At 65.8% G+C, this 25,656-nt stretch carries 24 protein-coding genes; 14 read left to right on the top strand and 10 right to left on the bottom strand.

Annotation, left to right across the window (positions count from 1 at the left end; genetic code table 11):
* The first annotated feature begins 330 nt into the window (after positions 1-330).
* From ACX80O_RS12825 to ACX80O_RS12800, 6 genes are all read left to right on the top strand, one after another.
* Positions 331-1,020: a fasciclin domain-containing protein gene (locus ACX80O_RS12825; protein WP_459306919.1), complete on the top strand. Its 690-nt coding sequence runs from the start codon at positions 331-333 to the stop codon at positions 1,018-1,020.
* A gap of 201 nt (positions 1,021-1,221) precedes the next feature.
* The gene (locus tag ACX80O_RS12820) at positions 1,222-2,952 is read left to right on the top strand and encodes an ABC transporter substrate-binding protein (protein ID WP_459333684.1); all 1,731 of its coding nucleotides are present in this window, start codon (positions 1,222-1,224) and stop codon (positions 2,950-2,952) included.
* Between the two features lie 100 nt (positions 2,953-3,052).
* Positions 3,053-4,549 carry a malate:quinone oxidoreductase gene (locus tag ACX80O_RS12815; RefSeq protein ID WP_459333683.1) on the top strand — a complete coding sequence of 499 codons (1,497 nt, stop codon included), beginning with the start codon at positions 3,053-3,055 and terminating at the stop codon, positions 4,547-4,549.
* Positions 4,550-4,598: 49 nt separating this feature from the next.
* Positions 4,599-7,736, top strand: coding sequence for an efflux RND transporter permease subunit (locus ACX80O_RS12810; protein ID WP_459333682.1), 3,138 nt, complete (start codon positions 4,599-4,601; stop codon positions 7,734-7,736).
* A gap of 92 nt (positions 7,737-7,828) precedes the next feature.
* Positions 7,829-8,917: an LLM class flavin-dependent oxidoreductase gene (locus ACX80O_RS12805; RefSeq protein WP_459333681.1), complete on the top strand. Its 1,089-nt coding sequence runs from the start codon at positions 7,829-7,831 to the stop codon at positions 8,915-8,917.
* Complete coding sequence (locus ACX80O_RS12800) at positions 8,907-9,383, top strand: MarR family winged helix-turn-helix transcriptional regulator (protein ID WP_459333688.1); 477 nt, start codon at positions 8,907-8,909, stop codon at positions 9,381-9,383. Before ACX80O_RS12805 ends, ACX80O_RS12800 begins: the two co-directional genes overlap by 11 nt.
* Here ACX80O_RS12800 and ACX80O_RS12795 read toward each other — a convergent pair.
* Positions 9,377-10,180 carry a transglutaminase-like domain-containing protein gene (locus ACX80O_RS12795; RefSeq protein WP_459333680.1) on the bottom strand — a complete coding sequence of 268 codons (804 nt, stop codon included), beginning with the start codon at positions 10,178-10,180 and terminating at the stop codon, positions 9,377-9,379. The genes ACX80O_RS12800 and ACX80O_RS12795 overlap by 7 nt on opposite strands.
* Before the next feature lie 101 nt (positions 10,181-10,281).
* Here ACX80O_RS12795 and ACX80O_RS12790 point away from each other — a divergent pair, with 101 nt between their 5' ends.
* Positions 10,282-11,199 carry an oxidoreductase gene (locus ACX80O_RS12790; RefSeq protein WP_459333679.1) on the top strand — a complete coding sequence of 306 codons (918 nt, stop codon included), beginning with the start codon at positions 10,282-10,284 and terminating at the stop codon, positions 11,197-11,199.
* A 3-nt stretch (positions 11,200-11,202) separates the two neighbouring features.
* On the opposite strand, the gene ACX80O_RS12785 is transcribed toward ACX80O_RS12790, so the two are convergent.
* Positions 11,203-11,997, bottom strand: coding sequence for a hypothetical protein (locus tag ACX80O_RS12785; RefSeq protein ID WP_459333678.1), 795 nt, complete (start codon positions 11,995-11,997; stop codon positions 11,203-11,205).
* Positions 11,998-12,098: 101 nt separating this feature from the next.
* Here ACX80O_RS12785 and ACX80O_RS12780 point away from each other — a divergent pair, with 101 nt between their 5' ends.
* Positions 12,099-13,010, top strand: coding sequence for an alpha/beta fold hydrolase (locus tag ACX80O_RS12780; protein WP_459333677.1), 912 nt, complete (start codon positions 12,099-12,101; stop codon positions 13,008-13,010).
* On the opposite strand, the gene ACX80O_RS12775 is transcribed toward ACX80O_RS12780, so the two are convergent.
* The 6 genes from ACX80O_RS12775 to ACX80O_RS12750 form a co-directional block, all read right to left on the bottom strand.
* On the bottom strand, positions 13,007-14,155 hold the full coding sequence (locus ACX80O_RS12775; RefSeq protein WP_459333676.1) for a cysteine desulfurase family protein: 1,149 nt from the start codon (positions 14,153-14,155) through the stop codon (positions 13,007-13,009). The two genes, ACX80O_RS12780 and ACX80O_RS12775, sit on opposite strands and share 4 nt — an antisense overlap.
* Positions 14,155-15,069 (bottom strand): carboxylating nicotinate-nucleotide diphosphorylase, encoded by a 915-nt coding sequence (gene nadC / locus ACX80O_RS12770; RefSeq protein WP_459306938.1) that lies wholly within the window; start codon positions 15,067-15,069, stop codon positions 14,155-14,157. Before nadC ends, ACX80O_RS12775 begins: the two co-directional genes overlap by 1 nt.
* On the bottom strand, positions 15,066-16,679 hold the full coding sequence (gene nadB / locus ACX80O_RS12765) for an L-aspartate oxidase (protein ID WP_459333675.1): 1,614 nt from the start codon (positions 16,677-16,679) through the stop codon (positions 15,066-15,068). The genes nadC and nadB overlap by 4 nt, the downstream gene beginning before the upstream one ends.
* Positions 16,676-17,959 carry a quinolinate synthase NadA gene (gene nadA, locus ACX80O_RS12760; protein WP_459333674.1) on the bottom strand — a complete coding sequence of 428 codons (1,284 nt, stop codon included), beginning with the start codon at positions 17,957-17,959 and terminating at the stop codon, positions 16,676-16,678. The genes nadB and nadA overlap by 4 nt, the downstream gene beginning before the upstream one ends.
* Positions 17,956-18,708: an NUDIX hydrolase gene (locus tag ACX80O_RS12755; RefSeq protein WP_459333673.1), complete on the bottom strand. Its 753-nt coding sequence runs from the start codon at positions 18,706-18,708 to the stop codon at positions 17,956-17,958. Before ACX80O_RS12755 ends, nadA begins: the two co-directional genes overlap by 4 nt.
* Positions 18,709-18,791: 83 nt before the next feature.
* Positions 18,792-19,271: an Lrp/AsnC family transcriptional regulator gene (locus tag ACX80O_RS12750; RefSeq protein WP_459306946.1), complete on the bottom strand. Its 480-nt coding sequence runs from the start codon at positions 19,269-19,271 to the stop codon at positions 18,792-18,794.
* A gap of 299 nt (positions 19,272-19,570) precedes the next feature.
* Here ACX80O_RS12750 and ACX80O_RS12745 point away from each other — a divergent pair, with 299 nt between their 5' ends.
* The 5 genes from ACX80O_RS12745 (at position 19,571) to ACX80O_RS12725 (ending at position 23,907) form a co-directional block, all read left to right on the top strand.
* Positions 19,571-20,602 carry a thiamine pyrophosphate-dependent enzyme gene (locus ACX80O_RS12745; protein ID WP_459333672.1) on the top strand — a complete coding sequence of 344 codons (1,032 nt, stop codon included), beginning with the start codon at positions 19,571-19,573 and terminating at the stop codon, positions 20,600-20,602.
* Positions 20,595-21,638, top strand: a complete 1,044-nt coding sequence (locus ACX80O_RS12740; RefSeq protein ID WP_459306950.1) for an alpha-ketoacid dehydrogenase subunit beta — start codon at positions 20,595-20,597, stop codon at positions 21,636-21,638. The genes ACX80O_RS12745 and ACX80O_RS12740 overlap by 8 nt, the downstream gene beginning before the upstream one ends.
* Entirely contained in the window at positions 21,631-21,960 is a 330-nt protein-coding gene (locus tag ACX80O_RS12735) for a biotin/lipoyl-containing protein (protein ID WP_459306952.1), read from the top strand. The genes ACX80O_RS12740 and ACX80O_RS12735 overlap by 8 nt, the downstream gene beginning before the upstream one ends.
* 24 nt (positions 21,961-21,984) lie before the next feature.
* Positions 21,985-22,785, top strand: a complete 801-nt coding sequence (locus ACX80O_RS12730; protein ID WP_459333671.1) for an alpha/beta fold hydrolase — start codon at positions 21,985-21,987, stop codon at positions 22,783-22,785.
* 129 nt (positions 22,786-22,914) lie between these two features.
* Positions 22,915-23,907, top strand: coding sequence for a serine/threonine-protein kinase (locus ACX80O_RS12725; protein WP_459333670.1), 993 nt, complete (start codon positions 22,915-22,917; stop codon positions 23,905-23,907).
* A 38-nt stretch (positions 23,908-23,945) separates the two neighbouring features.
* Here the strand turns inward: ACX80O_RS12725 and ACX80O_RS12720 are convergent, their stop codons facing one another.
* A complete protein-coding gene (locus ACX80O_RS12720) occupies positions 23,946-24,101 on the bottom strand; it encodes a hypothetical protein (RefSeq protein ID WP_459306957.1) in 156 nt (51 codons plus the stop codon).
* Between the two features lie 177 nt (positions 24,102-24,278).
* Here ACX80O_RS12720 and ACX80O_RS12715 point away from each other — a divergent pair, with 177 nt between their 5' ends.
* A complete protein-coding gene (locus tag ACX80O_RS12715) occupies positions 24,279-24,692 on the top strand; it encodes a PGPGW domain-containing protein (protein WP_459306959.1) in 414 nt (137 codons plus the stop codon).
* Between the two features lie 17 nt (positions 24,693-24,709).
* Here ACX80O_RS12715 and ACX80O_RS12710 read toward each other — a convergent pair whose 3' ends face one another.
* Positions 24,710-25,594, bottom strand: coding sequence for a DNA-formamidopyrimidine glycosylase family protein (locus ACX80O_RS12710; protein ID WP_459333669.1), 885 nt, complete (start codon positions 25,592-25,594; stop codon positions 24,710-24,712).
* Positions 25,595-25,656: the final 62 nt, after the last annotated feature.

Genomic DNA, 25,656 nt, shown 5'->3' with positions numbered 1-25,656 from the left:
GGTAAACACCCCCGGTATCGGCCGGGGGTGTTTTCTTTTGCCCGAACGAGGCTGTGCTGCGGGGTAGCACGCCGACCTGCAGGAGGCCGCCAGCGTGACCGTTCCGTTACCCGGCCGGGCCGCCATAAAGTGGGACTTGGGTCACATTCAGTCCTAAAAGTCCCCGGGTTTCCGCGGTTTCTCAATGGCGTAGAAGATTTCAGGATCAGCCACCAATCCTCTGTTCGGACATGAGCGAAGTACCTATGAGACATCGACACGATGTGTTCGACAAGTTAGTTAGCTGATCGGCAGAGTACGCCCGGTCACACCTATGAAGGAGAAAATTCAATGGGAAACATCATGAGCCGTAAGCTCTCCATCCTCGGTGTCGCTGCAGTGGCCATGTTCGGCCTCGCAGCATGCGGCGGCGGCGACACTGCAGCTGAGCCCGCTGAGGAAACAACCACCACCGAAGCCGCACCCGAAGCAACCGAGTCGGGGATGGAAGAGGAAATGGGCGAAGACATGGACCCAGCCGCTAACCTGGTTGGCCCAGGCTGCGCCGACTACGCTGCAGCCGTTCCAGAAGGCGACGGCTCAGTTGCCGGCATGGCCCTGGATCCAGTAGCCACCGCTGCTTCCAACAACCCCATCCTCACCACCCTGACCGCTGCTGTCACCGGCCAGCTGAACCCCGACGTTGACCTCGTTGACACCCTCAACGGTGGCGAGTTCACCGTCTTCGCTCCTACCGATGATGCCTTCGCCAAGATCGACGAAGCAACCATCGAAACCCTCAAGACCGACAAGGCTCTCCTCGAAGGCATCCTGACCTACCACGTTGTCCCAGGTCAGCTGTCCCCTGACGAGGTTGCCGGAACCCACATGACCGCCAATGGTGCAGAGCTGACCGTTGAGGGCTCGGGCGACGAAATCACTGTCGGCGAAGACGGCTCAGCTGTTGTTTGCGGTGGCGTCATGACCCAGAACGCAACCGTGTACATGGTTGACTCCGTTCTGATGCCTCCTAGCGAGTAATCGACTCCCTGATTCGACTCCTCTAATTCGGACCAGGGCGATCTAGGCTGGGATCCCAAGCACCGTCATGGTGCTCGGGATCCCAGCCTTTTCCCGTTAGGTGACCGGCCGCCGGTTGGTCGCAGACCGCGGCGGTGATCATCATTTAGACTGGAGAACCTAATCAATTTTCCGCCGTGCGCGGCTACGGCTGAGGAGACCATGGCGACGACCGAAGCTGCCCGACCCTCCCGCTGGGCCAGACCGGCCCGCGGTGCAGTGGCAGCTGTTCTCGGCCTCACCATTGCTGGTTGCACCGGCGCTACCCCCGTTCCTACGCCGACGACGACGTCCACTCCGACGCCGTCGGCAACCGCTCCACCCCGAGCGCCGGAGGCGGTCTTCACCTTCGGCGCCGCCGCCGACCCGACGGGGCTCGACCCGGCGCTGGTGGCCGACACCGAGTCCTACCGGATCACACGCCAGCTGCTTGAGGGCCTGGTCGGTATTGACCCCCTCACCTCTGAGCCGGTACCCCTGCTCGCCGCTTCGTGGGACGAACGGGATGACGGCCGCGCCTACGCGTTCACCCTCCGCGAGGACGTTGAATTTCACGACGGCGAGCCGTTCAACGCCGAGGCCGTCTGCGCGAACTTCGACCGCTGGTATTCACTGCCCGCCGATACCCGCACCGCGGACAACGCCATCGCCTTCGGCTCGGTCTTCAACGCCTACTCCGACGAACCCGAGCTATCCGTCTACTCGTCCTGCCAGCCGCTCGGTCAATTCGAAGTCCTGATCCAGCTCAACAGCCGCCTCACCGGGTTTATCCCCGCCCTGGCGATGCCCTCGTTCGCAATGTCCTCACCGCGGGCCCTTGAGGAACTGGCGGCCGATGACCTGTCCGAAGAGCGCAACGGCACTGCGCTCTCGAGGTATGCGCTCAATCCGGTGGGCACCGGGCCCTACACCTTCGACAGCTGGGAGGCAGGCGACGTACGGCTGACCTCATTCGACGACTACTGGGGCGAACGCGGCGAGATCGGCACCGTCGTGTTCACCACGCTCGCCCTGCCCGACGATCGACTGGATGCTCTCACTACCGGCGAGATCGACGGCTACGACTTCGTCACCGTTGACAATGCCGGCACCCTGGTCAGGGAAGGCCAGCAGCTCCTGCAGCGCGACCCCTACTCGATCCTGTACCTGGGCATGAACCAGGACTTTCCCGGAGTGGATAGCCTCCTGTTCCGCCAGGCGGTAGCCCACGCCATCGACAAGCAAGCGGTGATTGAGGGTCTGTTCCTGAACGGCACGGCCCCCGCGGATCAGTTTGTCCCACCCAAGCTCGCGGTCACCAATGAGGAAATTACCACCTACGATTACGACGTCGAGTTGGCCCGGGAGTTGCTCGAGGAATCCGGCTACGACGGGGAACCCCTTCCTTTCCATTACCCCACCGATGTCTCACGGCCGTACCTTCCCGCACCCGAGGGGGTATTCGCCGTCGTACAGGCCCAGCTGGAAGAGGCAGGCTTCACCATCGAGCCGGTGCCCACAGCCTGGGCCGACGGGTACCTTGAGACAGTGCAGAACGACGACGACCGCGCGTTCCACCTCCTGGGCTGGAGTGGGACGTACCAGGATCCTGACAACTTTGTGGGCCAGTTGTTCGGCACCACTACTGACGAGTTCGCCTTCACTGACAACCAGTTGTTCAGCAAGATCGATCGTGCCCGCACGCTACCCAACGGAGAAGACCGGGTGGCCGCCTACCAGGACATCAGCGACCAGATTGCCCGGCGGCTGCCGGCGGTCCCTCTGGCCTTCCCCATCTCCGCCCTGGCCGTCTCGGAGCGGGTGGCGACCTACCCGGTCAGCCCGGTGATGAACGAGGTATTCAACCTCATCGATCTCGCCGACGTCGACCTGGAAGCCACCGAGACCGACTGATGACCCACCACTGTACTGACCACAACCGCTGGCCAATTACCCAAGGAACCCACCAGACGCTACGCTTCAAAGCTAAGCGCCCTTGCTACTGGAGATGAAGTTGACTGCTACAAGCCAGGCGGGAATGCCCGCAGAACACACCGACGTCGTCCTGATCGGCGGAGGGATCATGAGCGCCACCCTGGGCGCCTTCCTCAAGCAGTTGCAGCCAGACTGGAGCATCTCGCTCTTCGAGCGCCTCGACCGGGCCGGACTGGAAAGTTCCGATCCGTGGAATAACGCGGGCACCGGGCACGCCGCCCTCTGCGAGCTGAACTACTCCCCCGCCGGACCCGACGGCACGGTCGACTCCGCCAAAGCCGTCGCGATCAACGAACAGTTCCAGGTATCGCGCCAGTTCTGGTCCCACATGGTGGAAAGCGGACACCTGGGCGACCCCTCGGGATTCATCAACCCGGTGCCGCACATGAGCTTCGTCTGGGGCGAGAAGAACACCGCCTACCTGCGCAGGCGCTACGAAGCACTGCGGAGCCAGCCGCTCTTCGAAACCATCGAACACGCCGAGGATCCTTCGGCGATCGCTGAGTGGGCACCGCTGCTGATGAGCGGCCGGACCGGGGGGCAGCCTGTGGCCGCCTCACGGGTGGCGGGCGGGACCGACGTCGACTTCGGGTCGCTGACCCGCGGCCTCACCAGTTACCTTGAAACCACGGGTGTGGACCTGAACTACAACCACGACGTCGCTGACCTCTCCCGCGGGTCCAACGGCCGCTGGGACGTCAAGGTCCGCAACCGTGCCACCGGGCAGGCGCGCACAGTGAGCGCCCGCTTCGTGTTCATCGGCGCGGGCGGTGGTGCCCTGCACCTTCTGCAGCGCACCGGCATCCCCGAAGGCAAGGGCTTTGCTGGCTTCCCCGTCTCAGGACAGTTCCTGAAGTGCGGCGACCCCGACGTCGCCAACCAGCACAATGCCAAGGTCTACGGCCAGGCGTCAGTCGGCGCCCCGCCCATGTCGGTCCCGCACCTTGACACCCGGTACGTCAACGGCGAACGGTCGCTGTTGTTCGGTCCTTACGCCGGTTTCTCCACAAAGTTCCTCAAGCGCGGCTCGTTCTTTGACCTGCCCGGGTCCATCCGCCCGTCGAACCTGGTGCCCATGCTGGCGGTCGCCAAGGACAACGTGCCCCTGACCAAGTACCTGATCTCCGAGGTGTTGAAAAACCGCGAGGCGAAAAACACCTATCTCAACGAGTTCATTCCCGACGCTGACGGCGACAAGTGGGACCTGATCACCGCCGGACAACGCGTGCAGATCATCAAGAAGGCTCCGGGCAAGGGCGGGGTGCTGCAGTTCGGCACCGAGGTCATCACAGCCGCCGACGGCTCGGTTGGCGCACTGCTGGGAGCTTCCCCCGGCGCCTCGACCGCAGCGCCCATCATGCTGGAGATCCTGCGCCGCTGCTTCCCGGCGCAGTTGCCGGCCTGGGAGCCGAAGCTGAAAGACATGATCCCCGGCTACGGCGTCAAGCTCAACGAGAACCGTTCACTCGCCGCAGACATCCTGTCAAGAACCGACCGGGTACTGAAGCTCCAGTAATCACCCCCTGAGCCGTCGATCCGGCCGGCAGAAGTAGAAGGCGCGGCACATGTTCCGTCTGGCTCAGCTCTCCCTGGGAAATCGTGCGCTGATTGCACTGATCACCATTTTGGCGTCGGTCTTTGGTGTCATCACCATGGGCTCGCTCAAACAGGAACTCATTCCGTCGCTCGAGTTCCCGCAGATCACTGTGCTGTCCTCGGTGCCCGGGGCCTCCCCCGAGTACCTTGATCAGCAAGTGAGCGAGCCGCTGGAGAGTGCCCTGAGCGGGGTGGAGGGGCTTGAGTCGTCGTCGGCCACCTCCCGCACCGGGGTGTCGACCATCAACCTGATGTTCGCCTACGGCACCGACCTGGACCGGGCGCGGGGGCAGGTGGACCGCGCAATCTCCACGGTGCGGCCGTTGCTCCCCGACGAGGTGGAACCGCAGTCCCTGGCCGGGAGCATCACCGACCTGCCCATCGTGTTCATGGCGGTCTCCTCAGATCAGCCGCTGAGCGAACTGAGCGGGGACCTTGCCCGGCTGACCGTCCCACGGTTGCAGAAACTCGAGGGCGTGCGGGCCGCCGAGGTCAGCGGCGGCGCCGGACAGTACATCTCGATCCTCCCCGACCGGCAGGAGCTGGCCGCGAACGACCTGACGATCGGCGACATCGCCACCGCCCTGGAAAACAACGGCGAGCTGATCCCGGTGGGCACCCTTGCCGACGGCGACCGCTCCCTCACCATCCAGGCCGGCAGCCCCATCGCTTCGCTCGACGACATCCGGGCGCTCCCTCTCCTGTCGGAGGACGGTTCCCCTGACCCGGCAGACACGCCGCCGACTCTCGGATCCGTCGCTGACGTGGCGGTGGCCGACGACGACGCCACGTCGGTGACCCGCACCAACGGCACCGAAACCCTCGCTTTGACCGTGACGAAGATTCCTGACGGCGATACGGTGGCGATCTCCAACCTCGTGGGCGAGCTGGTGCCCCAGCTGGAAGCCGAGCTGGGCAACGGCGCGGAGATCACCGTCATCTTTGACCAGGCACCCTTCATTGAGCGCTCCATCAGCGACCTGACCACTGAGGGCATCCTGGGCCTTGGTTTCGCCGTCCTGGTGATCCTGGTGTTCCTGCTCTCGGTTCGGTCCACCCTGGTCACGGCCATCTCGATTCCGTTGTCCCTGCTGGTGACCTTCATCGGCCTGTGGGCCACCGGGTACTCGCTGAACATCCTCACGCTGGGCGCCCTCACCATCGCCATCGGACGGGTGGTGGATGACTCGATCGTGGTGATCGAGAACATCAAACGGCACCTCAGCTACGGCGAAGACAAAAGCGACGCCATTTTGACTGCCATCCGCGAGGTGGCCGGGGCCATCACCGCCTCCACCCTGACCACGGTTGCCGTCTTTGCGCCCATCGCCTTTGTCGGCGACCTGGCCGGTGAACTGTTCAGGCCGTTTGCCCTGACCGTCTCGATGGCACTGCTGGCCTCCCTCGCCGTGTCGCTCACCATCGTTCCGGTGCTGGCCTACTGGTTCCTGCCCTCGGCGGCGTCCGACGTCGACCCCGCCGAGGTGCGCGCCAAGGCACACCAGGCCGAGCGAAAGTCGTGGCTGCAGCGCGGCTACCTTCCCGTACTGGGCGCCACCCAACGGCATCCCGTCTGGACCCTGACCGCTGGTGCGATGGTCCTGGCCGGCACGGCGGCCATGATTCCGCTGCTCCAGACCAATCTGCTGGGAAGCACCGGGCAGAACAACTTCAGCATCACCCAGACTCTTGAGCCTGGTTCGAGCCTCGACACGACAGTGGCGGCCGCGTCGCAGACCGAGGAGGTACTGGCCGGCTTCCCCGAGGTGCGCGACGTCCAGGTGACAATCGGCAACGCCTCCAGCGGGTTCGCTGCACGTCTCTCCGGTGGGACATCGGTGGCCTCCTTCACGGTCATCACCGCTGAGGATGCCGACCAGGAGCAGTTGCAGGATGACGTGCGGCAGGACCTTGAGTCGCTGACCGGCGTCGGGGCCTTCGCGCTGTCCGCCCAGCAGGGGGGCCTCGGCACCTCGAGTACCATCGACGTGAGCATCACTGCTCCAACGTCCGGGGACCTGCGGGCCGCGAGCGACGTCGTCGTCGACGCTTTGCAGGGGGTTGAGGGTGCTGGCGACGTGACCAGCAACCTGTCGGCCGCGCAGCCCCAGGTGCAGATCAGCGTGGACCGGGCTGCCGCCGTCGCCGCCGGTCTCAGCGAGGGCCAGATTGCGGGCCTGCTGGGCGGGAGCATCAGCCCGGTGCCTGGCGGCCAGGTGCGCCTCGATACCACCGACTATCCGGTACTGATCGGCGAAGGCACCGAGCTGACCAGTCTCGGGCAGCTGCAGGACCTGAGCCTTCCCACGCCGGCCGGGCCTATTCCGCTGACCTCGGTGGCGTCGGTGGTCGAGGTTGCGGTGCCGCTGTCCGTCACCAGCGCCAACGGGGAACGCACGGCCCAGGTGTCCATTACGCCGTCCGAGCAGAATCTGGGGGCGCTGACCGCCGCCGTGACTGAGCGTCTGGAGGGAATTGACCTGGCGGTGGGCGCTACAGCCACCCTGGGAGGCGCGTCGGCTGAGCAGGCGGATTCCTTTGCCCAGCTGTTCCTGGCGCTCTGGGCGGCCGTCGCCATCGTCTACGTGATCATGGTGGCCACCTTCAAGTCCCTGATCCAACCGTTGATTCTGCTGGTTTCGGTGCCGTTCGCCGCGACTGGAGCCATTGCCCTGCTAGTCATCACGCAGATCCCCCTGGGGCTCCCATCACTGATCGGCATGTTGATGCTGGTGGGCATCGTGGTGACGAACGCGATTGTGCTCATCGACCTCATCAACCAGTACCGGCGTCCACACGACGGCAGCCCGGGCATGAGCGTCGAGGACGCCATCATCCAGGGTGCCCGCCAGCGGCTGCGGCCCATTCTGATGACCGCGCTGGCAACCGTCTTCGCGCTCACCCCGATGGCACTCGGATTCACCGGCGAGGGAGGCTTCATCTCGCAGCCGTTGGCGATCGTGGTGGTCGGCGGCCTGGTCTCGTCCACCGCTCTGACACTGATCCTGGTGCCGGTGCTGTACCGGCTCGTGGAGGGTCGGCGGGAGGCCCGCCTGCGCTCCCGCGCCGGATCCCATCCCACCGGCCGGCGCGCAAAGTCCCACTGACGGGCCGCGGCGAATTCACCGCGGGAACAAAGCGCCGGAAACCCCGGTTACACGTGTAGTAGATGCAAATGCATCTACCCGGAGGAGGAACTATGCAAATCGGCATTTTCACCGTAGGCGATATCACTGTCGACCCGACCACAGGGACGGCACCGAGCGAACACGAGCGCATCAAGGCAATGGTGACCATCGCCAAACACGCCGAGGACGTGGGTCTGGACGTCTTCGCTACCGGCGAGCACCACAACCCGCCCTTCGTGCCAAGCTCGCCCACCACCCTGCTCGGCTACATTGCCGCCCAGACCGAGCGCATCATCCTGTCGACCTCCACCACGCTGATCACCACCAATGACCCGGTGAAAATCGCCGAAGACTTCGCCATGCTGCAACACCTCTCCGACGGCCGCGTTGATCTTATCCTCGGCCGGGGCAACACGGCGCCGGTCTATCCATGGTTTGGAAGGAACCAGCAGGACAGCGTGGAGCTCACCATTGAGAACTACAACCTGCTCCGTCGCCTCTGGGACGAAGACGTGGTGACCTGGGAAGGTAAACACCGCACCCCACTGCGCAACTTCACCTCAACACCCCGCCCGCTCGACGGCATCGCCCCTTTCGTGTGGCATGGCTCAATCCGCACCCCCCAGGTGGCCGAGATCGCCGCCTACTACGGGGACGGCTTTTTCGCCAACAACATCTTCTGGCCAAAGGAGCACTATCAGCAGCTCATTTCGCTGTATCGCGAACGGTATGCCCACTACGGTCACGGCACCGCCGAACAGGCAATCGTGGGCCTGGGCGGGCAGTTTTTCATCAGCCGCAACTCTCAGGACGCGGTGAGGAAGTTCCGCCCCTACTTCGACAACGCACCGGTCTATGGCCACGGACCGTCGCTCGAAGACTTCACCGCCCAGACACCGCTGACCGTCGGAAGCCCGCAGGAAATGATCGAGAAGACCCTCACGTTCCGGGAGTTCTTCGGCGACTACCAACGCCAACTGTTCCTGGTGGATCACGCCGGATTGCCGCTGAAGGCAGTGCTTGAGCAACTGGACCTGCTGGGATCAGACGTCCTTCCGGTACTTCGAAAAGAGTTTACCGAGCGCACTCCCGCCCATATCCCGGCGCCACCCACCTTCCAGAACCGGCTCACCGCGCCGACCGAGGCCCATCGTGTCTGACACCACCGAGCCAGCGATCCGTCTCACGGCCGAGGCCTGGGAGTCCCTGTTCCGGGCCCAGGTCGCAGTGATGCGCCGCCTGCGCACCGATCCCTCCTTCAAAAAGCTGGCGATCGGCGAGTACGACGTCCTTTTCAATCTCACCCGCTGTCCCACTGGCTGGACCCGGCTCAACGAGCTCAACCGGAGCCTGCTGATATCCCAGCCAAGTCTCAGTCGGATGGTGGAACGTCTCGAGTCCAAGGGGTTGGTCAAACGGAAACAGGCGCCGGAGGATCAGCGCGGCGTGATGGTGGCGCTGACCGATCAGGGCCACCAGCTGCAACGCGAGATTGGCGCGGCGCACGTTCGGGTGATCCACACCCTGCTGGGTCCGATCCTCAAGACCGGGGAGCTAGAACAGCTGCTTGATCTTACCCATCGAATCCGCGAGGGGGTCGACGACTCCGCGCGCGTCGACTACTGAAGCTGGACCAGCGCACCCGGCTGATCGACGGGCAGGGAATCAACCACCGCCGTGACCTCAAGCTTCTCCAGCCGTAGGCTGCCGCCCACCGTCGATAGAAAAGCCGTGTCCGCGGCATCCCGGCCCGTGGCAATCCGCAGCAGCGCCTGTCTCGGTGCCATCCCGGTGGCGTCGACTACGTGCCAGGCACCGTCCACCCACGCCTCGGCAACAGCGTGGAAATCCATCGGGCTCAGGCCCGGCGCATACACGGCGGCAAGCCGTGCCGGGACGTCCTTCGCCCGCAACAGCGAGATGACCAGGTGGGCGTAGTCCCGGCACACGCCGCGGCGGCCCAGTAGGGTTTCGACGGCACCGTCGGTCGGCCGTGAGGACCCGGCGACATACGCAAGCTCCTGACCCACCCAGTCGCGTACCGCGTTGAGCAGCCCAGATCCGGCCAACGAGCCAAATTCGGCGTACGACGTCGGCAGGAGCCGGTCCGATTCGCAGTAGCGGCTGGGGCGGACATAGCGAATAAGATCCGCTTCGGAAGCCTCCTCGGCGGTGGCCGTCCCAGTGACGGTCGCGCTGTACTCAAGTGCGATGCTCGCCTCGCCGTCCACCTGGAGGGTGTGAAGCCGTCCCCCATGGATATCTGCCAGCTCCCCCGGGACCACCGGCTGGTCATTCACCAGCACCACAAGGTTCTCGTCGAAACTGCTGTACCCGGAGTTCCGCACGGCCGCCAGGGCGAAGACGAGTGATGAGGCGGAGCTGGTCCGCGCGGTGATGCGGGCAGTGACCGATCGCTGCATGGATGTACTCCTGATCGACGTGGGGTGGCAGTGCGCGACGAGCCCGGGGTTGGGACTCTATGCTGAAGCTACCACCACGTTAGAACAAGGAAGGCTCCCTCGTGAATTCCACTCACCAGCACCAGGTCCACGACCTTGAGGGTCGCACAGCAGTGATCACGGGAGCCAACAGCGGTCTCGGGCTGCAAACGGCAATAGCCCTGGCCCGGCGAGGAGCCTCGGTGACCCTGGCCTGCCGGAACGAGGCGCGGGGGGCGACAGCCCTGGAGACACTTCGTTCCCAGGTCAACGGCGCCACGGCAGAGCTGCGGATCCTCGACCTGTCATCGCTGGCCTCGGTGCGGCGCTTCGCCGCCGACTGGACCGCTCCGCTTGATCTTCTGATCAACAATGCCGGTGTAATGGCCACGCCACGCATCCTCACCGAGGACGGCTTCGAGCAGCAACTGGGCATCAACCACCTCGGTCACTACGCGCTGACGGGTCTCCTGCTGGCCCGGCTCCGCGAAGCGGCAGAACCGCGGGTCGTGTCGGTCTCCAGCCTGGCGCACAAGCGGGGCGCCATAAACTTCGAGGACCTCAATTCCACCACCAAATACCGCCGGTGGACCGCCTACAACCAGAGCAAGATTGCCAACCTGTTCTTCACGATGGAGCTCGACCGGCGGGTGAAGGCGTCGGGCGAGCCGTTGATGGCGGTGGCCGCCCATCCCGGCCTGTCCAATACCAATCTCACAGCAGGCATGGGCACCACGGGCGTGTTGAACGTCCTCGGCGGCGTCATCAGGCTCCTGGGGCAGTCCGATATCGCCGGGTCCCTGCCCATTCTGGCGGCGGCGACGTCTCCCCAGGCCCACGGCGGCGACTACTTTGGCCCCGACGGGCCGGGCGAGACCAGAGGCAGCGCAGTCCTGGTGGCGCCGGTGCCGCGGGTGCTTGACCCCGTGATTGCCGGAAGGCTGTGGGACGTCAGCGCCGCGATGACCGGCGTCACCTTCCCCGACCTGCCGGCGGTGTGAGCGTTACTCGGCGAGCTGCAGCGACGCGATCATCCGGCGGATGCTGGTGAATTGCGCCGAGTCGAAGAATTTGTCGGCGTCGGCAATGGTTTCGAAGGACTCGGTCCGGGAACCGACCTGCTCGGGAGTCAACGCGGTCAGCGAGATCGCGTCCCCAAACGAGTACAGCCCGATGTGCTCCGGGCCCTGCACCGTGTTGGTGAGCGTGCACGCGGCACCGTTGGCGCCACCCACCACGTCGGTGATGCCGTAGGAGCTGAAGAACCTGAAGCCCTCGATCAGGCGGACCACTAGCCGGGGGTCAATTGACTGATCGGATGCTGCTGTGGACGGCAGCTCCACCGGTTGGCTGAGGATGACCGTGTAAGGGCTGGCGTCGTCGGGCGAACAATCCCCCGGCGCCGCACTGATGCCGGTGTGGAGCTCCGCCATCAGATCGCCGTCGGGATTCTCGACGGCGAGGTGGATGGAATCGGGTGCGAACCCGTCCCCGGGGGCTTCGATCGGCTCGACAACCCAATCCGGCGGAACCTCAAAGCTTGCGAGGGAGTCCGGGTCGGTGAAGATCACCCACTCGTCGTCGGGGACCGGGCGCACTGCGACCGTCGGATTTGGCGCCGATTCGGTGGTCGCCTGGGGTGCCGCAGGGCTGCTGTCCGACGACGACGCCGCCGCCGTCCCGGTTTGCGCCGGGCGGTCACCGATTTCCAGACCGGTGCAGCCGGCCAGCGCCACCGTGACGGTGACCGCCAGCGCACACCTGGCAGTGATCCGCGCGGTTCGCGTTGATCGGCTCATCTGTGTCCTGTCATCGTGGTTGCCTTGCCCTGCTGTGAGTCTAATCAGTGAAACCGCTCACAGGGAGGCATCCACACCGGTCACCGCGCAGAATTACTGGTATGCCCACCGTTTCGCCCTACACGACCGTCACCACCGAGCGCTTTCACACCGCGCTGGGATCGGTTCAGGTGAGGATTTCGCGGACCGCCGGGGTTGATGCGCCGCCGTGGGTGCTGCTGCATGGCGCGGCGGGATCCTGGCGCACCTTCAGTCAGTTGCAGGCCGCACCAAGCTTCCCCACCGAGGTGGATACGGTAGTGATCGACCTTCCAGGGTGGGGTGGCTCTCCCGGCGTCGGCGCTTTTACGATTCGCTCTCAGGCTGCGGCCATCGTCGAGGTGCTCACCCAGGCGGGCTACAGTCGATGGCGTCTCTTCGGGCATTCGATGGGCGCCGTTCCAGCCCTCGAAATCGCTACAGCCGAACCGGACCGCACCCTGGCAGTGGTTGTCCTCTCCCCCACCACGGTGATAGCTTCGCGTGCGTTTCGCCACCCGTGGCGGAACCTCCCGACGATGGGTCCGCTCCTCGGCATGAGGACCATCATGCGGTTCCTCGACCTCACCGGATCGCTGGGACCCCGCCTGGTCGCGGTCGCGCACCGGACCGGCCTGCTGAAACTGGTCTTGAGGCCCTTCGTCGTCAGCCCGACGGCCCTGACCGGACCGGTCGTCGATGCACTCGCCGTCGATGCCCGTCCCGCCGCCTTCGCTGTTGCAGCGAAGGAACTCAGGGACTATGACTTTTCTCCCTGGCGGCAGGCCGGGGGCACTCAACTGATCCTGCGGGGCGGGCATGATGTCTTCACTTCGGCTGCGGAGGTTGCGGAACTGACCCAGTTGCTGCCACAGGCACGGGCCGGCGTGCTACCAAGAACCGGGCATTTCGCCCATGTCGAGGATCCCGAGGCTGTGGCACACTTCCTGGCGCGGGAGACAGCCGCGCCGCCCACCGTCTTCGATACGGACTAGGCCGTCCGACCCAGACCCCGCACCGATGCGACGGCCGCGGTGACGGCCCTGGAGGCGAGGGCAATGTCGCGTTCAGTGGTGGCGGCGGTCCACGAGAACCGGATCGCGGTCTGCGCGGTTTCCCGCTCTATCCCTAGCGCCAGAAGGACCGCGGATGGCTCGTCGCTGCCCGCGGCGCAGGCCGACCCGCTGGAGCAGACGACGCCACGCCGTTCCAGTTCCAGCAACACCGATTCGCCGCTGGTACCGGGAAAGCAGAAGGATGCAAGATGCGGTAGCCGCTGCCCTGGGTCGCCGGTAAGGATCGCCCCGGGGACGGTGTCCAGCACCCGACCGATGAGAAAGTCCCGCTGCGCCGTTGCGGCAGGGACCGCGGCCTCCCGCTCCCCCTGCGCCAACGCCAGGGCGGTGGCGAGACCCACGGCTCCGGCAACGTTTTCCGTCCCCGAACGCCTCCCCCGTTCCTGGCCGCCACCGTGGATCAGCGGTTCCACCGGGGTGCGGCCCCTGACATAGAGCAGACCGGTTCCCTTGGGCGCGCCCAACTTGTGCCCGGACAGCGTCAGCGCGTCGACTCCCAGCTCGCTGACGGTGAGCGGGAGCCAGCCGCCCGCCTGGACGGCGTCGGTGTGGAAGGGGACTGACACCTCCGCGCAGCGGTCCGCAAGGACCCGCACGGGCTGGACAGTTCCCACCTCGTTGTTCGCGTACATGATCGAGCACAGGGTGGTGCCAGGGGTGAGCGCCGCGGTCAGGTCATCCGGGTCGACGAGGCCAGTGGACGATACCGGGACGACGGTGATCCGGAACCCGTGAAACCGGCGCAGGTAGTCGAGTGTTTCAAGGACCGCCGGGTGCTCGATGGCGCTGGTGACCAGGTGCCGGTCGCGGGGAGTGGCGAGGGCCATGCCCTTCAGCGCAAGGTTGTTGGCTTCAGTGCCACCCGAGGTGAAGGTCAGTTCGGAGGCGCGGCAGCCGAGCACCGTTGCGGCGCCCTGGCGGGCGGCGCTGAGCGCTGTTGCGGCCACTTCCCCGAGCCCGTGGTGGCTGGAGGGGTTCCCGAAGTCCGAACTCATCAGCGGCCACATCGCGGTCAGCACCTCCTGCCGCACCGGGGCAGTCGCTGCTGCATCAAGATAGATCATCAGGGGGCGCCGCTCGCCGGGGCCGGGGCCTGGTCCGGGGCCGGGCCAAGATCCAGGTCGAGCCCCAGATCCAGTGAATGGACGCTGTGGGTCAGGGCGCCGGAGGAAATGATGTCCACCCCGGTGCGGGCAATTGCCGCAACGGTGTCCAGCCGCACATTGCCGCTGGCTTCCACCAGGGCGCGCCCGGCTACCAGCCTGACCCCCTCGGTCAGCTGGTCCACACTGAAGTTGTCAAGCATGATCGTGTCCACCCCGGCGGCCAGTACCGGCTCGATCTGGTCGATCCGGTCCACCTCAACCTCGAAGTGCACGGTGTGCGGAAGACGTGCCTTCGCAGCGGTGAGGGCCTCAGTGAGGCCTGTGCTACCACCGCGGGTCAGCAGGGCAAGATGGTTGTCCTTGGCCATGAGGGCGTCCGAGAGACCGAAACGGTGATTGAATCCTCCCCCGCAGCGGACCGCGTAGCGTTCCAGGACCCGAAGCCCCGGCGTGGTCTTGCGGGTGTCGACGATCCGCGCGCCGGTGCCCGCCACCGCCTGCACGAACTGTGCGGTCAGGGTGGCGATCCCGCTGAGTCGCTGCGCCAGGTTCAGCGCCACCCGCTCGGCGGTGAGGACCGCGCGGGCGGGGCCCGTGAGGACGGCCAGGACGGCGCCGGCGGCGAACGCCTCGCCGTCGTTCACCAGGAACCGCACAGTGGTGCGCTGATCGGTCAGCCGCAGCGCCGCCTCAATGACCTGCTGGCCACAGAACACTCCCGCCTGCCGAGCCACGATCGATGCCTGCGCGGTGGCGGCAGCGGGAATCAGCGTCTCGGACGTGATGTCCCCCCACGGCGCGTCTTCGGCGAGGGCCGCGGCAACGATCCGATCGACGTCGGCCGGTGCCGGCTGAGTGGTCAGCTGATTCATGGCTGCGCCCTTCGGTAGGAGGTGAGGTGGGGGTCGCCGCCGTGTGCCTGCCGTCCCGGGAAATCGGTGCGGTAGTGGGCGCCGCGCGATTCCTCGCGGGCCGCCGCCGCGTGCACGAGCAGCCGCGCGGCGATGAGCAGGTTTCCCGTTTCACGCTGCTCGACCGTTCCGCTGGCACCGGAGAACTGGTCGAGCTGTTTGGCTGCTACCCGCAGGCCGGCTCCGCTGCGCGTCACGGCCGCATGGTCGGTCAGCAGACGCTGCAGGGTACGACGGTCGCAGACCTCGTTCGCTGCAGTGTCGGGGAACTGGAGCGGTGTGGCGGGGAATCCGGGCCAGCCGCTGCCGTCGTCGTCCGTCCTTGCGGCGAGCGCGTCGACTGCACGGCTGGCAAAGACGAGCCCCTCCAGCAGGGAGTTGGAGGCCAGCCGGTTGGCCCCGTGGACCCCGGTACAGGCGGTCTCGCCGACGGCGTAGAGACCCTTAAGGGAGGTCCGCCCCCAGAGGTCTGTCTGGATGCCGCCCATCCAGTAGTGGGCTGCCGGGACGACAGGCAGTGGATCAACCGACCAGTCGAAGCCGTGGGCGGCCGTCAGCCTGTGCAGGGACGGGAAGCGGGTGGCGAGAAAGTCCGGCCCGCCCAGACCGGTCGCATCGAGGTACACCCGTTCCTCGCCGCGGTCCCTGAGGTGGAGGGCGATGCTGCGGGAGATGACGTCCCGCGGGGCCAGCTCGGCGGCCGGGTGGTAAGCGGCCATGAACCGTTGCCCCGACCCGTCAAGCAGGACCGCTCCCTCTCCACGCACCGCCTCCGAGATCAGCACATTACCGGGGACGTCAAGGGCCGTGGGATGGAACTGAAAAAATTCAAGATCCTTCACGACGGCGCCCGCCCGCCACGCGGCCGCCACCCCGTCCCCGGTGGCGACCGCCGGATTCGTGTTGTGGGTGAAGAGCTGGCCCGCGCCCCCGGTGGCGAGGATGACGGCGTCGGCGTCGACCGTGGTCAGGGCCCCCTCGCGCAGGATCTGGACACCGGTTACCGCCGGTGCCGCTGTGTTAGCTCCGCCGGTGAGCAGGTCCGCCAGGAACGAGTTCTCCAGCACGGAGATGCCCGGATCCTGCCGGACCGCAGCAATCAGGGCCTGGGCGACCGCTGGACCTGTGGCGTCTCCGCCCGCGTGCAGGATGCGCGACGCCGAGTGCGCTGCTTCCCTGCCCAGGGCCAGTTCTCCGACGGCTGTGCGGTCGAACGGGGTCCCCAGGCCCAGGAGCACGTCGATGTGCCGGGCTGCCTCGGCGCACAGGACCTGCACCGCTTCCGGCGCGCAGGACCCGCCGCCAGCGGCGAGGGTGTCGGCAACGTGACCCGCCACGCTGTCGCCCCGGTCTGCGCCGCACCGGTGAGCCGTGTCCCCAGATCCGCCGCTGCTGTGCAGCACGCCAGCAATTCCGCCCTGGGCGTACCAGGTGTTACTGTCCTCAACCTGTGCCTTCGTGATCAGGGTGACTGCGGCTCCGGGGATAGCGTGCCGCAGGCGGAGCGCCGAGTAGAGTCCGGCGATACCGCTGCCCACCACCACAACGTGGCGGGGCGAGGCAGTGCTCATGGCTGGACGACGAGCATGCGTTCCAACGCAACCCGGGACGGTTCGGCGACTGACTCGTCGACGGTGATCCGGTTAAGCACTGTGCCTGCGACCAGCCCCTCAAGCACCCAGGCCAGGTAGCCCGGGTGGATGCGGTACATGGTGGAACAAGGGCAGATCACCGGATCGAGGCAGAAGATGGTGTGCTCCGGGTGCTGGCCGGCCAGCCGGTTGACCATGTTGATTTCGGTGCCGACGGCGAAGGTGGTCCCAGGTTCGGCCGACTCGATGGCCCGCCGGATGTAGTCGGTGGAGCCCGCGGCGTCGGCTGCGTCGACCACCTCCATGGGGCATTCCGGGTGGACGATCACGCGGACCCCGGGGTAGTCGGCTCTCGCCTGGTCAATCTGGCTCACTGAGAAGCGTTTGTGGACCGAGCAGAAGCCGTGCCAGAGGATGACCCGGGCATCCTGCAGTGCTGCCTCGTCGTTGCCGCCGAGCGGTTTGCGCGGGTTCCACAGGGGCATCTGCCCCACTGGCACCCCCATCGCTTTGGCGGTGTTCCGTCCCAGGTGCTGGTCGGGGAAGAACAGCACCCGCTGACCCCGCTGGAAAGCCCATTCGAGCACGGCCGCGGCGTTCGAGGAGGTACACACAATCCCTCCATTGCGGCCGCAGAATCCCTTGAGCGCTGCCGAGGAGTTCATGTAGGTGACGGGTATGACCGGTACGCGGCCGTCGTCGTCGGGCTCTGTCCCGAACAGCTCGGCGAGGTCCTCCCAGCAGTCGGTGACGGAATCGATGTCGGCCATGTCGGCCATCGAGCAGCCAGCGGCGAGGTTAGGTAGGATCACCGCTTGGTCCGGGCGGGAGAGCATGTCGGCGGTTTCGGCCATGAAATGGACGCCGCAGAAGATGATGGCTTCGGCTTGCGTCTTTTCGGTGGCGGCGCGCGCCAGCTGGTAGGAATCGCCCACGAAGTCTGCGTACTTGACCACCTCATCGCGCTGGTAGAAGTGGCCCAGGATGACCGCGCGCCCGCCGAGTGTTGCCTTGGCCGCGAGAATCCTCGTGTCGAGCTCCTCGTCGGTGGCGACCCGGTATTCCCCGGGTAGCTCCCCCTGCCGTGGGGTGGACGGTGGCGCAACGTCGCCCATGGAGGCGCCGGGACCGTAGGCAGGCAGTATCTCCCGGTCGACTGTCCACGGGTCCTTGGCGAGGGCCGGCGAGCACGTGGTGACACGCTGGGTCTGGGCTTGCTCGCGGGTCACGAGCTGGATCGCGGTGGTGACACTGGTCATGGGTGGCTCCTGAGGGTCTCGTCAGTGGACGTGCTGGCCGGCATGGGGATGGTCCGGGCGCCAGGGGTGCCCGCCGTCCCCGTGTAGCGGTACAGCCGGGGCGGCCGGTGGCGGACGCCCTGGAGGTACTCATCGGTGGGGGTGATGTCTGGGGTCGCTCGAAGCTGGCGGCGGAAATTCGCGGGATCCAGGTGGCGGTCAAGCACCGCCTCGTAGACCTCCCTGACCTGCGCGAGGGTGAAGGTGTCGCCGAGGAAGTGGTAGGCGATCGAGCCGTACTCCATTTTGCTGCGGAGCCGCCAGAGGGCGTAGTCAACAATGGCGTTGTGGTCGAAGGCGAGGTCCGCCAGCTTGTCAGCCCGGACCCAGCTGACATTTTCGGACTCCTGGGTCAGGGCAGCTTCATCAGGTTGAACCAGTGCCCAATAGACGATGGAGACCAGACGCTGGGTGGCCGCCCGGTCGAGCCCCCCGAAGGCATAGAGCTGCTCCAGGTAGTTGGGGACCAGCCCTGTGGTCTCCCGGAGGTTACGTGACGCTGCATCCTGTAGTGATTCGACCTGGGCAAGGGGGCCACCCGGCAGCGCCCACTTGCCGAGATGCGGCTGCCTGATCCGGCGGACCAACGGCAGCCACAGGGTGGGACGGCCCGACCTCGCGCTGGGCCGCAGGGCGAAGATCACCGTAGAGATAGCCAGGGTGGGTGGCTGCAGCTGCCGTTCGGAGACGTTTGCCGCGTCTGTGTACATCAGATCCCTCGATCCCACACTTAATGTCATTGTGACTCTAAGTAATTCTAGTCGGAGTGCGCCACTTCTCCAACTTCACCCTCTTATCTGGTGGGGTGCTCGGCGGCGGCGCGCATCAGGGGGAGGGTCCGCCCCTCGAAGTGGGTGTTGAGCACAATCACGGTCGACGAGCGCACCACCGTCCGGGTAGCGATGATCGCGTCGATGACCCGTTGCAGGTCCGGGTTGGACCGGGCCGCAACCTTGGCGATCAGGTCGCTCTCCCCCGAGACGGTGTGCACCTCCTGGATCTCCGGAATCTCGGCCAGCGCGACGGCGACGGCGTCGTGCCCCGAGTCCTGGTTGATGGTTAGCGAGCAGTAGGCGACTACCGGGTAGCCCAGGCTGCGCGGCTCGATCCGCGGACCCCAGCCGGCAATCACGCCATCGCGTTGCATCCGATCCAGCCGCGCCTGGACTGTCGCGCGGGCTACCGCTAGCCGCCGTGACGCCTCAAGCACACTCATCCGGGGATCATCCGTGAAGAGTTCCGCAATCCGGGAGTCGAGGGGATCGATAGCCATGTGTGACCTTTCGGGTCGGGGACAGGCGCACCGCGGTTGTGTCTTGGCGCAATAGTGACTACTGTCACAATCGTTGGTCTATTGACCACGCGGCAGGGGTGGGTTCGACGGCGCACGTGCTCCTGTCGCTTTTTTTGTGTCGTCCTTTCCCCAGCTTACCGAACACTCTGTCCAGTGATCGACCATAAGACTCGGCATTTCGGTACATAGTGCGCAGCCAAAGCAGAACAGATTGCAGAACCCCTAATTTGGCCGTAGCGTCGCTCCAGCACAGTGATTTCGATCATAAAAGGACGGCAATGAACCCGACGCCCATCCCTCCCGAGGAGGAACTGAAGACCCTGCACCGGCTCCTGGTGGCAGTGCGTCAGTTGGATATCGCCGCAGTCCGCTGGCAGCGGCAGGGCATCATCCCCGGGTACGCTCCCCTGCTGGGCCAGGAAGCCGCCCAGGTGGGCAGCGGTTACGCAGTGGATACCACCAGGGACTTCGTCTTCCCCACCTACCGGGAAATGGGTGTCGCCCGGGCCATGAACGTCGACATGGTGCAGTACATGGCCACCCATAAGGCCACCTGGCACGGCGGCCTCTACGATCCCGCCACCACCCGCCTTGCCCCCATCCAGGCTGTGGTGGCCGGCTCGGTCCTCCACGCCGTCGGCTGGGCCCACGGCCAGACCCTCGCCCAACAGGAGCGCGAACCCGGGACCGGCAGCGGGGTGGCTCTCGCCTACTTCGGCGACGGCGCCAGCTCCCAGGGCGACGTCCACGAGGCGATGAACTTTGCCGCAGTCATGAAGGCTCCGGTGGTGTTCTTCGTGCAGAACAACGGCTGGGCCATCTCCGTTCCCACCTCGGCGCAGGTTGCCGGCGGCGCGGTGGCGGCCCGTGCTGCCGGATACGGGATGCCGTCGCTCACCGTTGACGGGAACGACGTCGTCGCCGTCCTGGCCGCGACCCGCCAGGCCATCGGGCACTGCCGGGCCGGGAACGGGCCCATGCTGATCGAAGCCATCACGTATCGCCTCGGCCCGCACTCCACCAGCGACGACCCCGGCCGCTACCGCTCCCTCGCCGACGAACAGGCAGCCCGCAGCCTCAATCCGGTCCAGCGCTGCGCAGAGCTGCTGCGCACCGCCTACGGCACGGGCGCCGACTACTTCGACAGGGTTCTGGCCGACGCGGAAGCAGAAAGCGAACGCGTGCGCGAGGGCGTTGAGTCTCTCGGCCCGCGGCCGGGTTCCGACATGTTCACCTACGTGTTTCAGGAAAACACCCCCACCCTGCACCAGCAGGAGAAGGCTTGGAGAGAGGAATCAGAGCATGTCTGAGCAGACGGCAACAGCTGAGGCCGCAGCTGAAGCAACGGGCCAACCCGGATCCCACCTGGAACACCTCTCCATGCAGCAGGCCCTGAACCGGGCCCTGGCTGAATCGCTAGCTGAAAATTCAAAGACCCTGATCTTCGGCGAAGATGTCGGCCGTCTGGGCGGCGTCTTCAGGGTTACCGACGGGCTGCAGGAACGCTTCGGCACCGACCGGGTCTTTGACACCCCGCTGGCCGAGTCGGGCATTCTGGGCATGTCGGTGGGCCTCGCGATGGCCGGTTTCCACCCCATCCCCGAGGTGCAGTTCGACGGTTTCGCCTACCCGGCCGTCAACCAGATTGTCTGTCAGATCGGCCGGATGAACTACCGCAGCCGCGGCGCGCTCCCGATGCCCATCACCCTGCGGGTGCCCAGCTTCGGCGGGATCCGCGCGCCCGAGCACCACGGCGAAAGCCTTGAGAGCCTCTTCGCGCACGTGCCGGGCCTGAAAGTGGTCTCACCGTCCACCCCGCATCAGGCGTATCACCTGCTCAAACACGCCGCGCGGCGCCCCGACCCGGTGATCTTCATGGAACCGAAGGCCCGATACTGGCAGAAGGGCGACGTCAACACTGCCGACGGCGGCACCCTCGATGGCGCTCACGTTGCCCGCAGCGGACGACATGTCACGTTGATCGCTTGGGGAGCCATGGTGGCGCGTTGCCTGCAGGTCGCCGAGCTGGCCGCCGAAGACGGGATCGACGTCGAAGTCGTCGACCTGCGCTGGCTGAAGCCCATCGATGCCGCCGCCCTGGCCGCCTCCGTGACCAAGACGCGCCGCGCCGTCGTCGTCCATGAAGCACCACGCACCAGCGGGCTGGGAGCGGAAATTGCTGCGCTCATCACCGAGCAGTGCTTCAATGTGCTGAGAGCACCGGTGGAACGGGTGACAGGATTCGATGTCCCCTACCCCTCGGGCAATCTGGAGGACGAGTATCTGCCGAACATCGACAGAATCCTGTTTGGCATTCAACGAGTATTGGAGCACCGCCGTGGCTGAACTGTCCTTTCCACTCCCTGACCTCGGCGAAGGCTTGATCGAGGCCACAGTCCTCGAATGGCTGGTCGCCGTCGGCGACACTGTTGAACGCAACCAGCCGCTGGTCGAGGTGGAAACCACCAAGTCCGCTGTCGAGCTGCCGTCACCCCAGGCCGGAATTGTGGTTAGAGTTCATGGTGAGCCGGGCGACGTCGTCACAGTGGGGCAACCGCTCATCGTGTTTGAGGTCCCCGACAACACGGCCGGCATTGTCGGAACGGTCCCGCAGGAGCATGCGCCCAAGCGGCGGGTGCGCCTGAGCCCCGTGTCCGACGACGACTGATCCATCCAACCTGAGGAGATCGACATGGGACGACACCGGGACCACCTCGTCGAGGGCATCGACCCTCACCTGTTCGTCGAGGAGCACAGCCCAGGGCCGGAGTCCAGCTCCCGCCCGGTGCTGCTGCTGCACGGCTTCGCGTCGTCGGCCAAGCTGAACTGGCACGATTCTGGCTGGGTCAGGGCCCTGACCGACGCCGGGCGCCGGGTCATCACCGTAGATCTGCCCGGGCACGGCAAGAGCGCGTCCCCCGAGGAACGGGACGCCTACGCGCCGAGCCGGATCCGCGCGGACCTCCTGCAGGTGTTGCAGGACGCGCAGGTGATCCCCCTCGATGACTCGAAGGCCGCGACCGGCGTGGACATTATCGGGTATTCGCTCGGGTCGAGGATCGCGTGGGAGTTTGGCGCCACCCAACACGATCTGGTGCACCGTATGGTCCTGGGCGGGCCGGGATCCGAGGACCCGCTGGCCGACTTCGACCTTGAGGCGGCCCAGCGCTACCTGACCGATGGCACCCCGATCGATGACGCTTCCACTGCCGACCTGCTGCGGATGGCCCGCCTGGTGCCCTCCCACGACATCTTTGCGTTGCTCACCATGGTGGAGGCCATCAAGGGTGAACCGTTCAACCCGGCCGAGGCGGTACCACGGATGCCGCTGCTGCTGGTGGCAGGAGAGAGGGACGACCGGGCATCCACGATGCCCGAACTGGCGGCCCTCAGCAAACACGCCGAGATTCTCTGGCTCCCGGGCCGTACCCACACCAACGCGGTGACGTCGAGGGCCTTCAAGACAGCGGCCCTGGACTTCATCAACGGGTAACCCGCACGCTTTTCTGCGGGTTGCGTGCGGCGCGTCATCCGCCACGCCAAAGTACGATACCGTGGCATAGTCAGCGGACTTAGCACTATGAGCTGATCCCTGGCATATCATCCGCACCGTGAGGACCCCGTGAACGAACTTCTGGCTCAGCGGTATCAAACCGCTGAGCTCCTTGGCACGGGTGGCGCAGCAGCTGTGTACCGCGCGACCGATCAGAATCTGGGCCGCGACGTGGCGGTTAAGGTGTTCAATCCCAGCACGTCCGACGACGACGATTACCGCCGTCAGCACACCGAAACCATGCTGTTGGCCACGCTCAATCATCCCGGGCTCGTCACCCTGCATGACGCTGGACTGCACGAGGACGGATCGGGGCTGACCACCAGTTTTTTGGTGATGGAACTTGTTGATGGCCGGGACCTGCGGAAACTACTGAAGACCGAACGGCTGGAACCCTTCGAGGTGGCCCAACTCGGCGCCGATCTGGCCGACGCGCTGGCCTACGTACACTCCCAGGGCGTCATCCACCGGGACGTCAAACCAGCGAACGTCCTGTTGTTCCGGGCGGGCGAGCAGGACACCCGCCTGTACTCCAAGCTGACCGACTTTGGCATTGCCAGGGTGATCGACGCCACGACAGCCACAGCGACCGGTGCCACCATCGGCACCGCCAACTACCTCAGCCCGGAGCAGGCACACGGCACTCCTGTCGACTACAAGTCGGACATCTACTCTCTTGGTTTGGTCTTACTTGAGTGCCTCACGGGCGAAAAGGCATTCCCCGGCGCAGTGGTCGAGGCGGCTGTTGCCCGGCTGCTGAGGGACCCCGAAGTCCCGGAATCGTTGGGGCCGTTGTGGGTGCCGTTGTTGACCAGCATGACCGCGCGCAGTCCCGAGGGGCGCCCCGACGCGCATGAGGTGGCGCTCGTCCTGCGGGAATTCACCGCCGACGACGGTGTCAACGGTCTGGGCAGCGGTCAGGTTCTCCCCGCCGACGGATTCCATGACCCTTCAGAGCTTGTCACCGGCGGGATTGTCACGAGTGGGATTGTCACCGGCGGGGTGACCACCGGCAGCGTCTACATTCCTGCGCCGCCAACTCACGCCCCGACCCTGGGCTAGGCCGACGCCGGGCTGAGCGGACCGCCCCAGCTGCTTCCCTACTTGTCCTCGTCCGCGTCTTCCTCGGGCTCGAAACTGGTCGGTTCCCTGGTGACGCCCGCCCCTACTCCGTCTTCGGACTCCGGGATGGTACCGTCGGGGCCCTTGGACTTCTCGTCGGCGTTGATATCTTCGCGGTTCGGCTGCTCAGTCATGGCGGTCCTCCTGGTTGCTGGTCATCTCGTCCTGCAATCCTATGAGTCAGCCGACCAGGCCCAAAAACGACGTCACCCCGTGGCTTCGAGGTGGAGGCGGCGACACGACCGGCCGGCTGGATATGGGAAGCTGATCCAATGATGAAGTCTGATCGTGTTCACCCGTGGATACGGCGAGTGGCCATTGAAGTGGGCGGGTGGACCCTCGTGATACTCGGCGTCGCGGCACTGGTCCTACCCGGCCCCGGCCTCTTGATGCTGGCCGCGGGCCTGGCGGTGCTGTCCCTTAGGTACGCGTGGGCGGACCGCCTGCTGCATCCGGTGAAGGCTCGCGCACTGCAGGCGGCTGCCCTAGGCGTCCAGACCTGGCCCCGCATCGCGTTCAGCCTCCTCGGCGCCGTGATCATCATGGCCATCGGCGTGCTGTGGGGGTTGCAGCCGCCCGTTCCCGGTTGGTGGCCCCTGGAAGACCGGTGGTGGCTGCCGGGTGGCTGGGTTACCGGGGGGACCATGATCGGGTCCGGCGTGATCGCTATCTCCCTCATCGTCTACAGCTACCGGCGCTTCCGGCGCGCACGACCCGCGCGCTAACCACCGCGAAGCTATGCCTACTTAAGAAACTTCGAGGTCCGGCGGTCTGCAAGCGGCTTTCCGCCGGTCTGGCAGGTGGGACAGTACTGCAGCGAGGAATCGGCGAAGGAGACTTCACGTACTGTGTCACCGCACACGGGGCACGCCTGACCGGTACGGGCGTGCACCCGCAGGGCCTCCCGCTTGGTGTCCTTGAGTTCCTTGGCGGGCCGCCCCGCAGCCGCGTCAATCGCGGTCCTCAGCAGTTGGCGCATTGTGGCATGCAGGGTGCCGATGGCGTCGTCGTCGAGTTTGTTGGCGAGCGCGAATGGTGACAGCCGCGCTGCATGGAGGATTTCGTCGCTATAAGCGTTCCCGATCCCCGCCAACTTTGACTGGTCCCGCAGCAGCCCCTTGAGCTGCCCACCATGCGAATGCAGCAACTCGGTGAACGAGTCGCGATCCAGCTCGAGCGCATCCGGTCCCAGCCGGGCAATCCCCGGAACTTCCTCGGGGTGCTCCACCAGATAGGCTGCGAGCGACTTTCTGGTGCCCGCCTCCGTCAGGTCAAAGCCTGGCTCACCACCTGACCCCTGATCGGCGAACCTCACGCGCAGGGCAATCGGCCCTTTCCCCGGTTTCAACGCCGCGGTGCTGAGGCTATCCGACCACCTGAGCCAGCCAGCACGGGCCAGATGCATCACCAGAAACAGGCCGCCGATCTCCAGCATCAGGAACTTGCCGCGTCGGTTTACCGATTCCACCGCCAGCCCGGCGAGTGCCTGCACGGGAAACTGAGCGGTCTTCAGCACGGAAAAAGACGCCACTTCAAGACCGGCGACGACGGCGGGCGGGCCCTCAGCCGGGAGGAGCTTCCGACTGAGGAAATCGACGAGTCCCTGCACCTCCGGCATCTCTGGCATGGACCAAGGTTAACACCGCCGCCCGACGACGGAGGCCGACAGCAGCGTGGAACTTTCCGCCG

This window comes from Arthrobacter glycogeni (assembly GCF_054511155.1).
Note: the sequence above shows the minus strand (reverse complement) of the source record. Positions and strands in the feature narration are given on the sequence as shown.

Coding starts and splice junctions, on each gene's coding strand:
- ACX80O_RS12825 (WP_459306919.1), top strand. CDS start 331: ATGGGAAACATCATGAGCCGTAAGCTCTCCATCCTCGGTGTCGCTGCA.
- ACX80O_RS12820 (WP_459333684.1), top strand. CDS start 1,222: ATGGCGACGACCGAAGCTGCCCGACCCTCCCGCTGGGCCAGACCGGCC.
- ACX80O_RS12810 (WP_459333682.1), top strand. CDS start 4,599: ATGTTCCGTCTGGCTCAGCTCTCCCTGGGAAATCGTGCGCTGATTGCA.
- ACX80O_RS12805 (WP_459333681.1), top strand. CDS start 7,829: ATGCAAATCGGCATTTTCACCGTAGGCGATATCACTGTCGACCCGACC.
- ACX80O_RS12795 (WP_459333680.1), bottom strand. CDS start 10,180: ATGCAGCGATCGGTCACTGCCCGCATCACCGCGCGGACCAGCTCCGCC.
- ACX80O_RS12785 (WP_459333678.1), bottom strand. CDS start 11,997: ATGAGCCGATCAACGCGAACCGCGCGGATCACTGCCAGGTGTGCGCTG.
- ACX80O_RS12780 (WP_459333677.1), top strand. CDS start 12,099: ATGCCCACCGTTTCGCCCTACACGACCGTCACCACCGAGCGCTTTCAC.
- ACX80O_RS12775 (WP_459333676.1), bottom strand. CDS start 14,155: ATGATCTATCTTGATGCAGCAGCGACTGCCCCGGTGCGGCAGGAGGTG.
- nadC (WP_459306938.1), bottom strand. CDS start 15,069: ATGAATCAGCTGACCACTCAGCCGGCACCGGCCGACGTCGATCGGATC.
- nadB (WP_459333675.1), bottom strand. CDS start 16,679: ATGAGCACTGCCTCGCCCCGCCACGTTGTGGTGGTGGGCAGCGGTATC.
- nadA (WP_459333674.1), bottom strand. CDS start 17,959: ATGACCAGTGTCACCACCGCGATCCAGCTCGTGACCCGCGAGCAAGCC.
- ACX80O_RS12755 (WP_459333673.1), bottom strand. CDS start 18,708: ATGTACACAGACGCGGCAAACGTCTCCGAACGGCAGCTGCAGCCACCC.
- ACX80O_RS12750 (WP_459306946.1), bottom strand. CDS start 19,271: ATGGCTATCGATCCCCTCGACTCCCGGATTGCGGAACTCTTCACGGAT.
- ACX80O_RS12745 (WP_459333672.1), top strand. CDS start 19,571: ATGAACCCGACGCCCATCCCTCCCGAGGAGGAACTGAAGACCCTGCAC.
- ACX80O_RS12740 (WP_459306950.1), top strand. CDS start 20,595: ATGTCTGAGCAGACGGCAACAGCTGAGGCCGCAGCTGAAGCAACGGGC.
- ACX80O_RS12730 (WP_459333671.1), top strand. CDS start 21,985: ATGGGACGACACCGGGACCACCTCGTCGAGGGCATCGACCCTCACCTG.
- ACX80O_RS12720 (WP_459306957.1), bottom strand. CDS start 24,101: ATGACTGAGCAGCCGAACCGCGAAGATATCAACGCCGACGAGAAGTCC.
- ACX80O_RS12710 (WP_459333669.1), bottom strand. CDS start 25,594: ATGCCAGAGATGCCGGAGGTGCAGGGACTCGTCGATTTCCTCAGTCGG.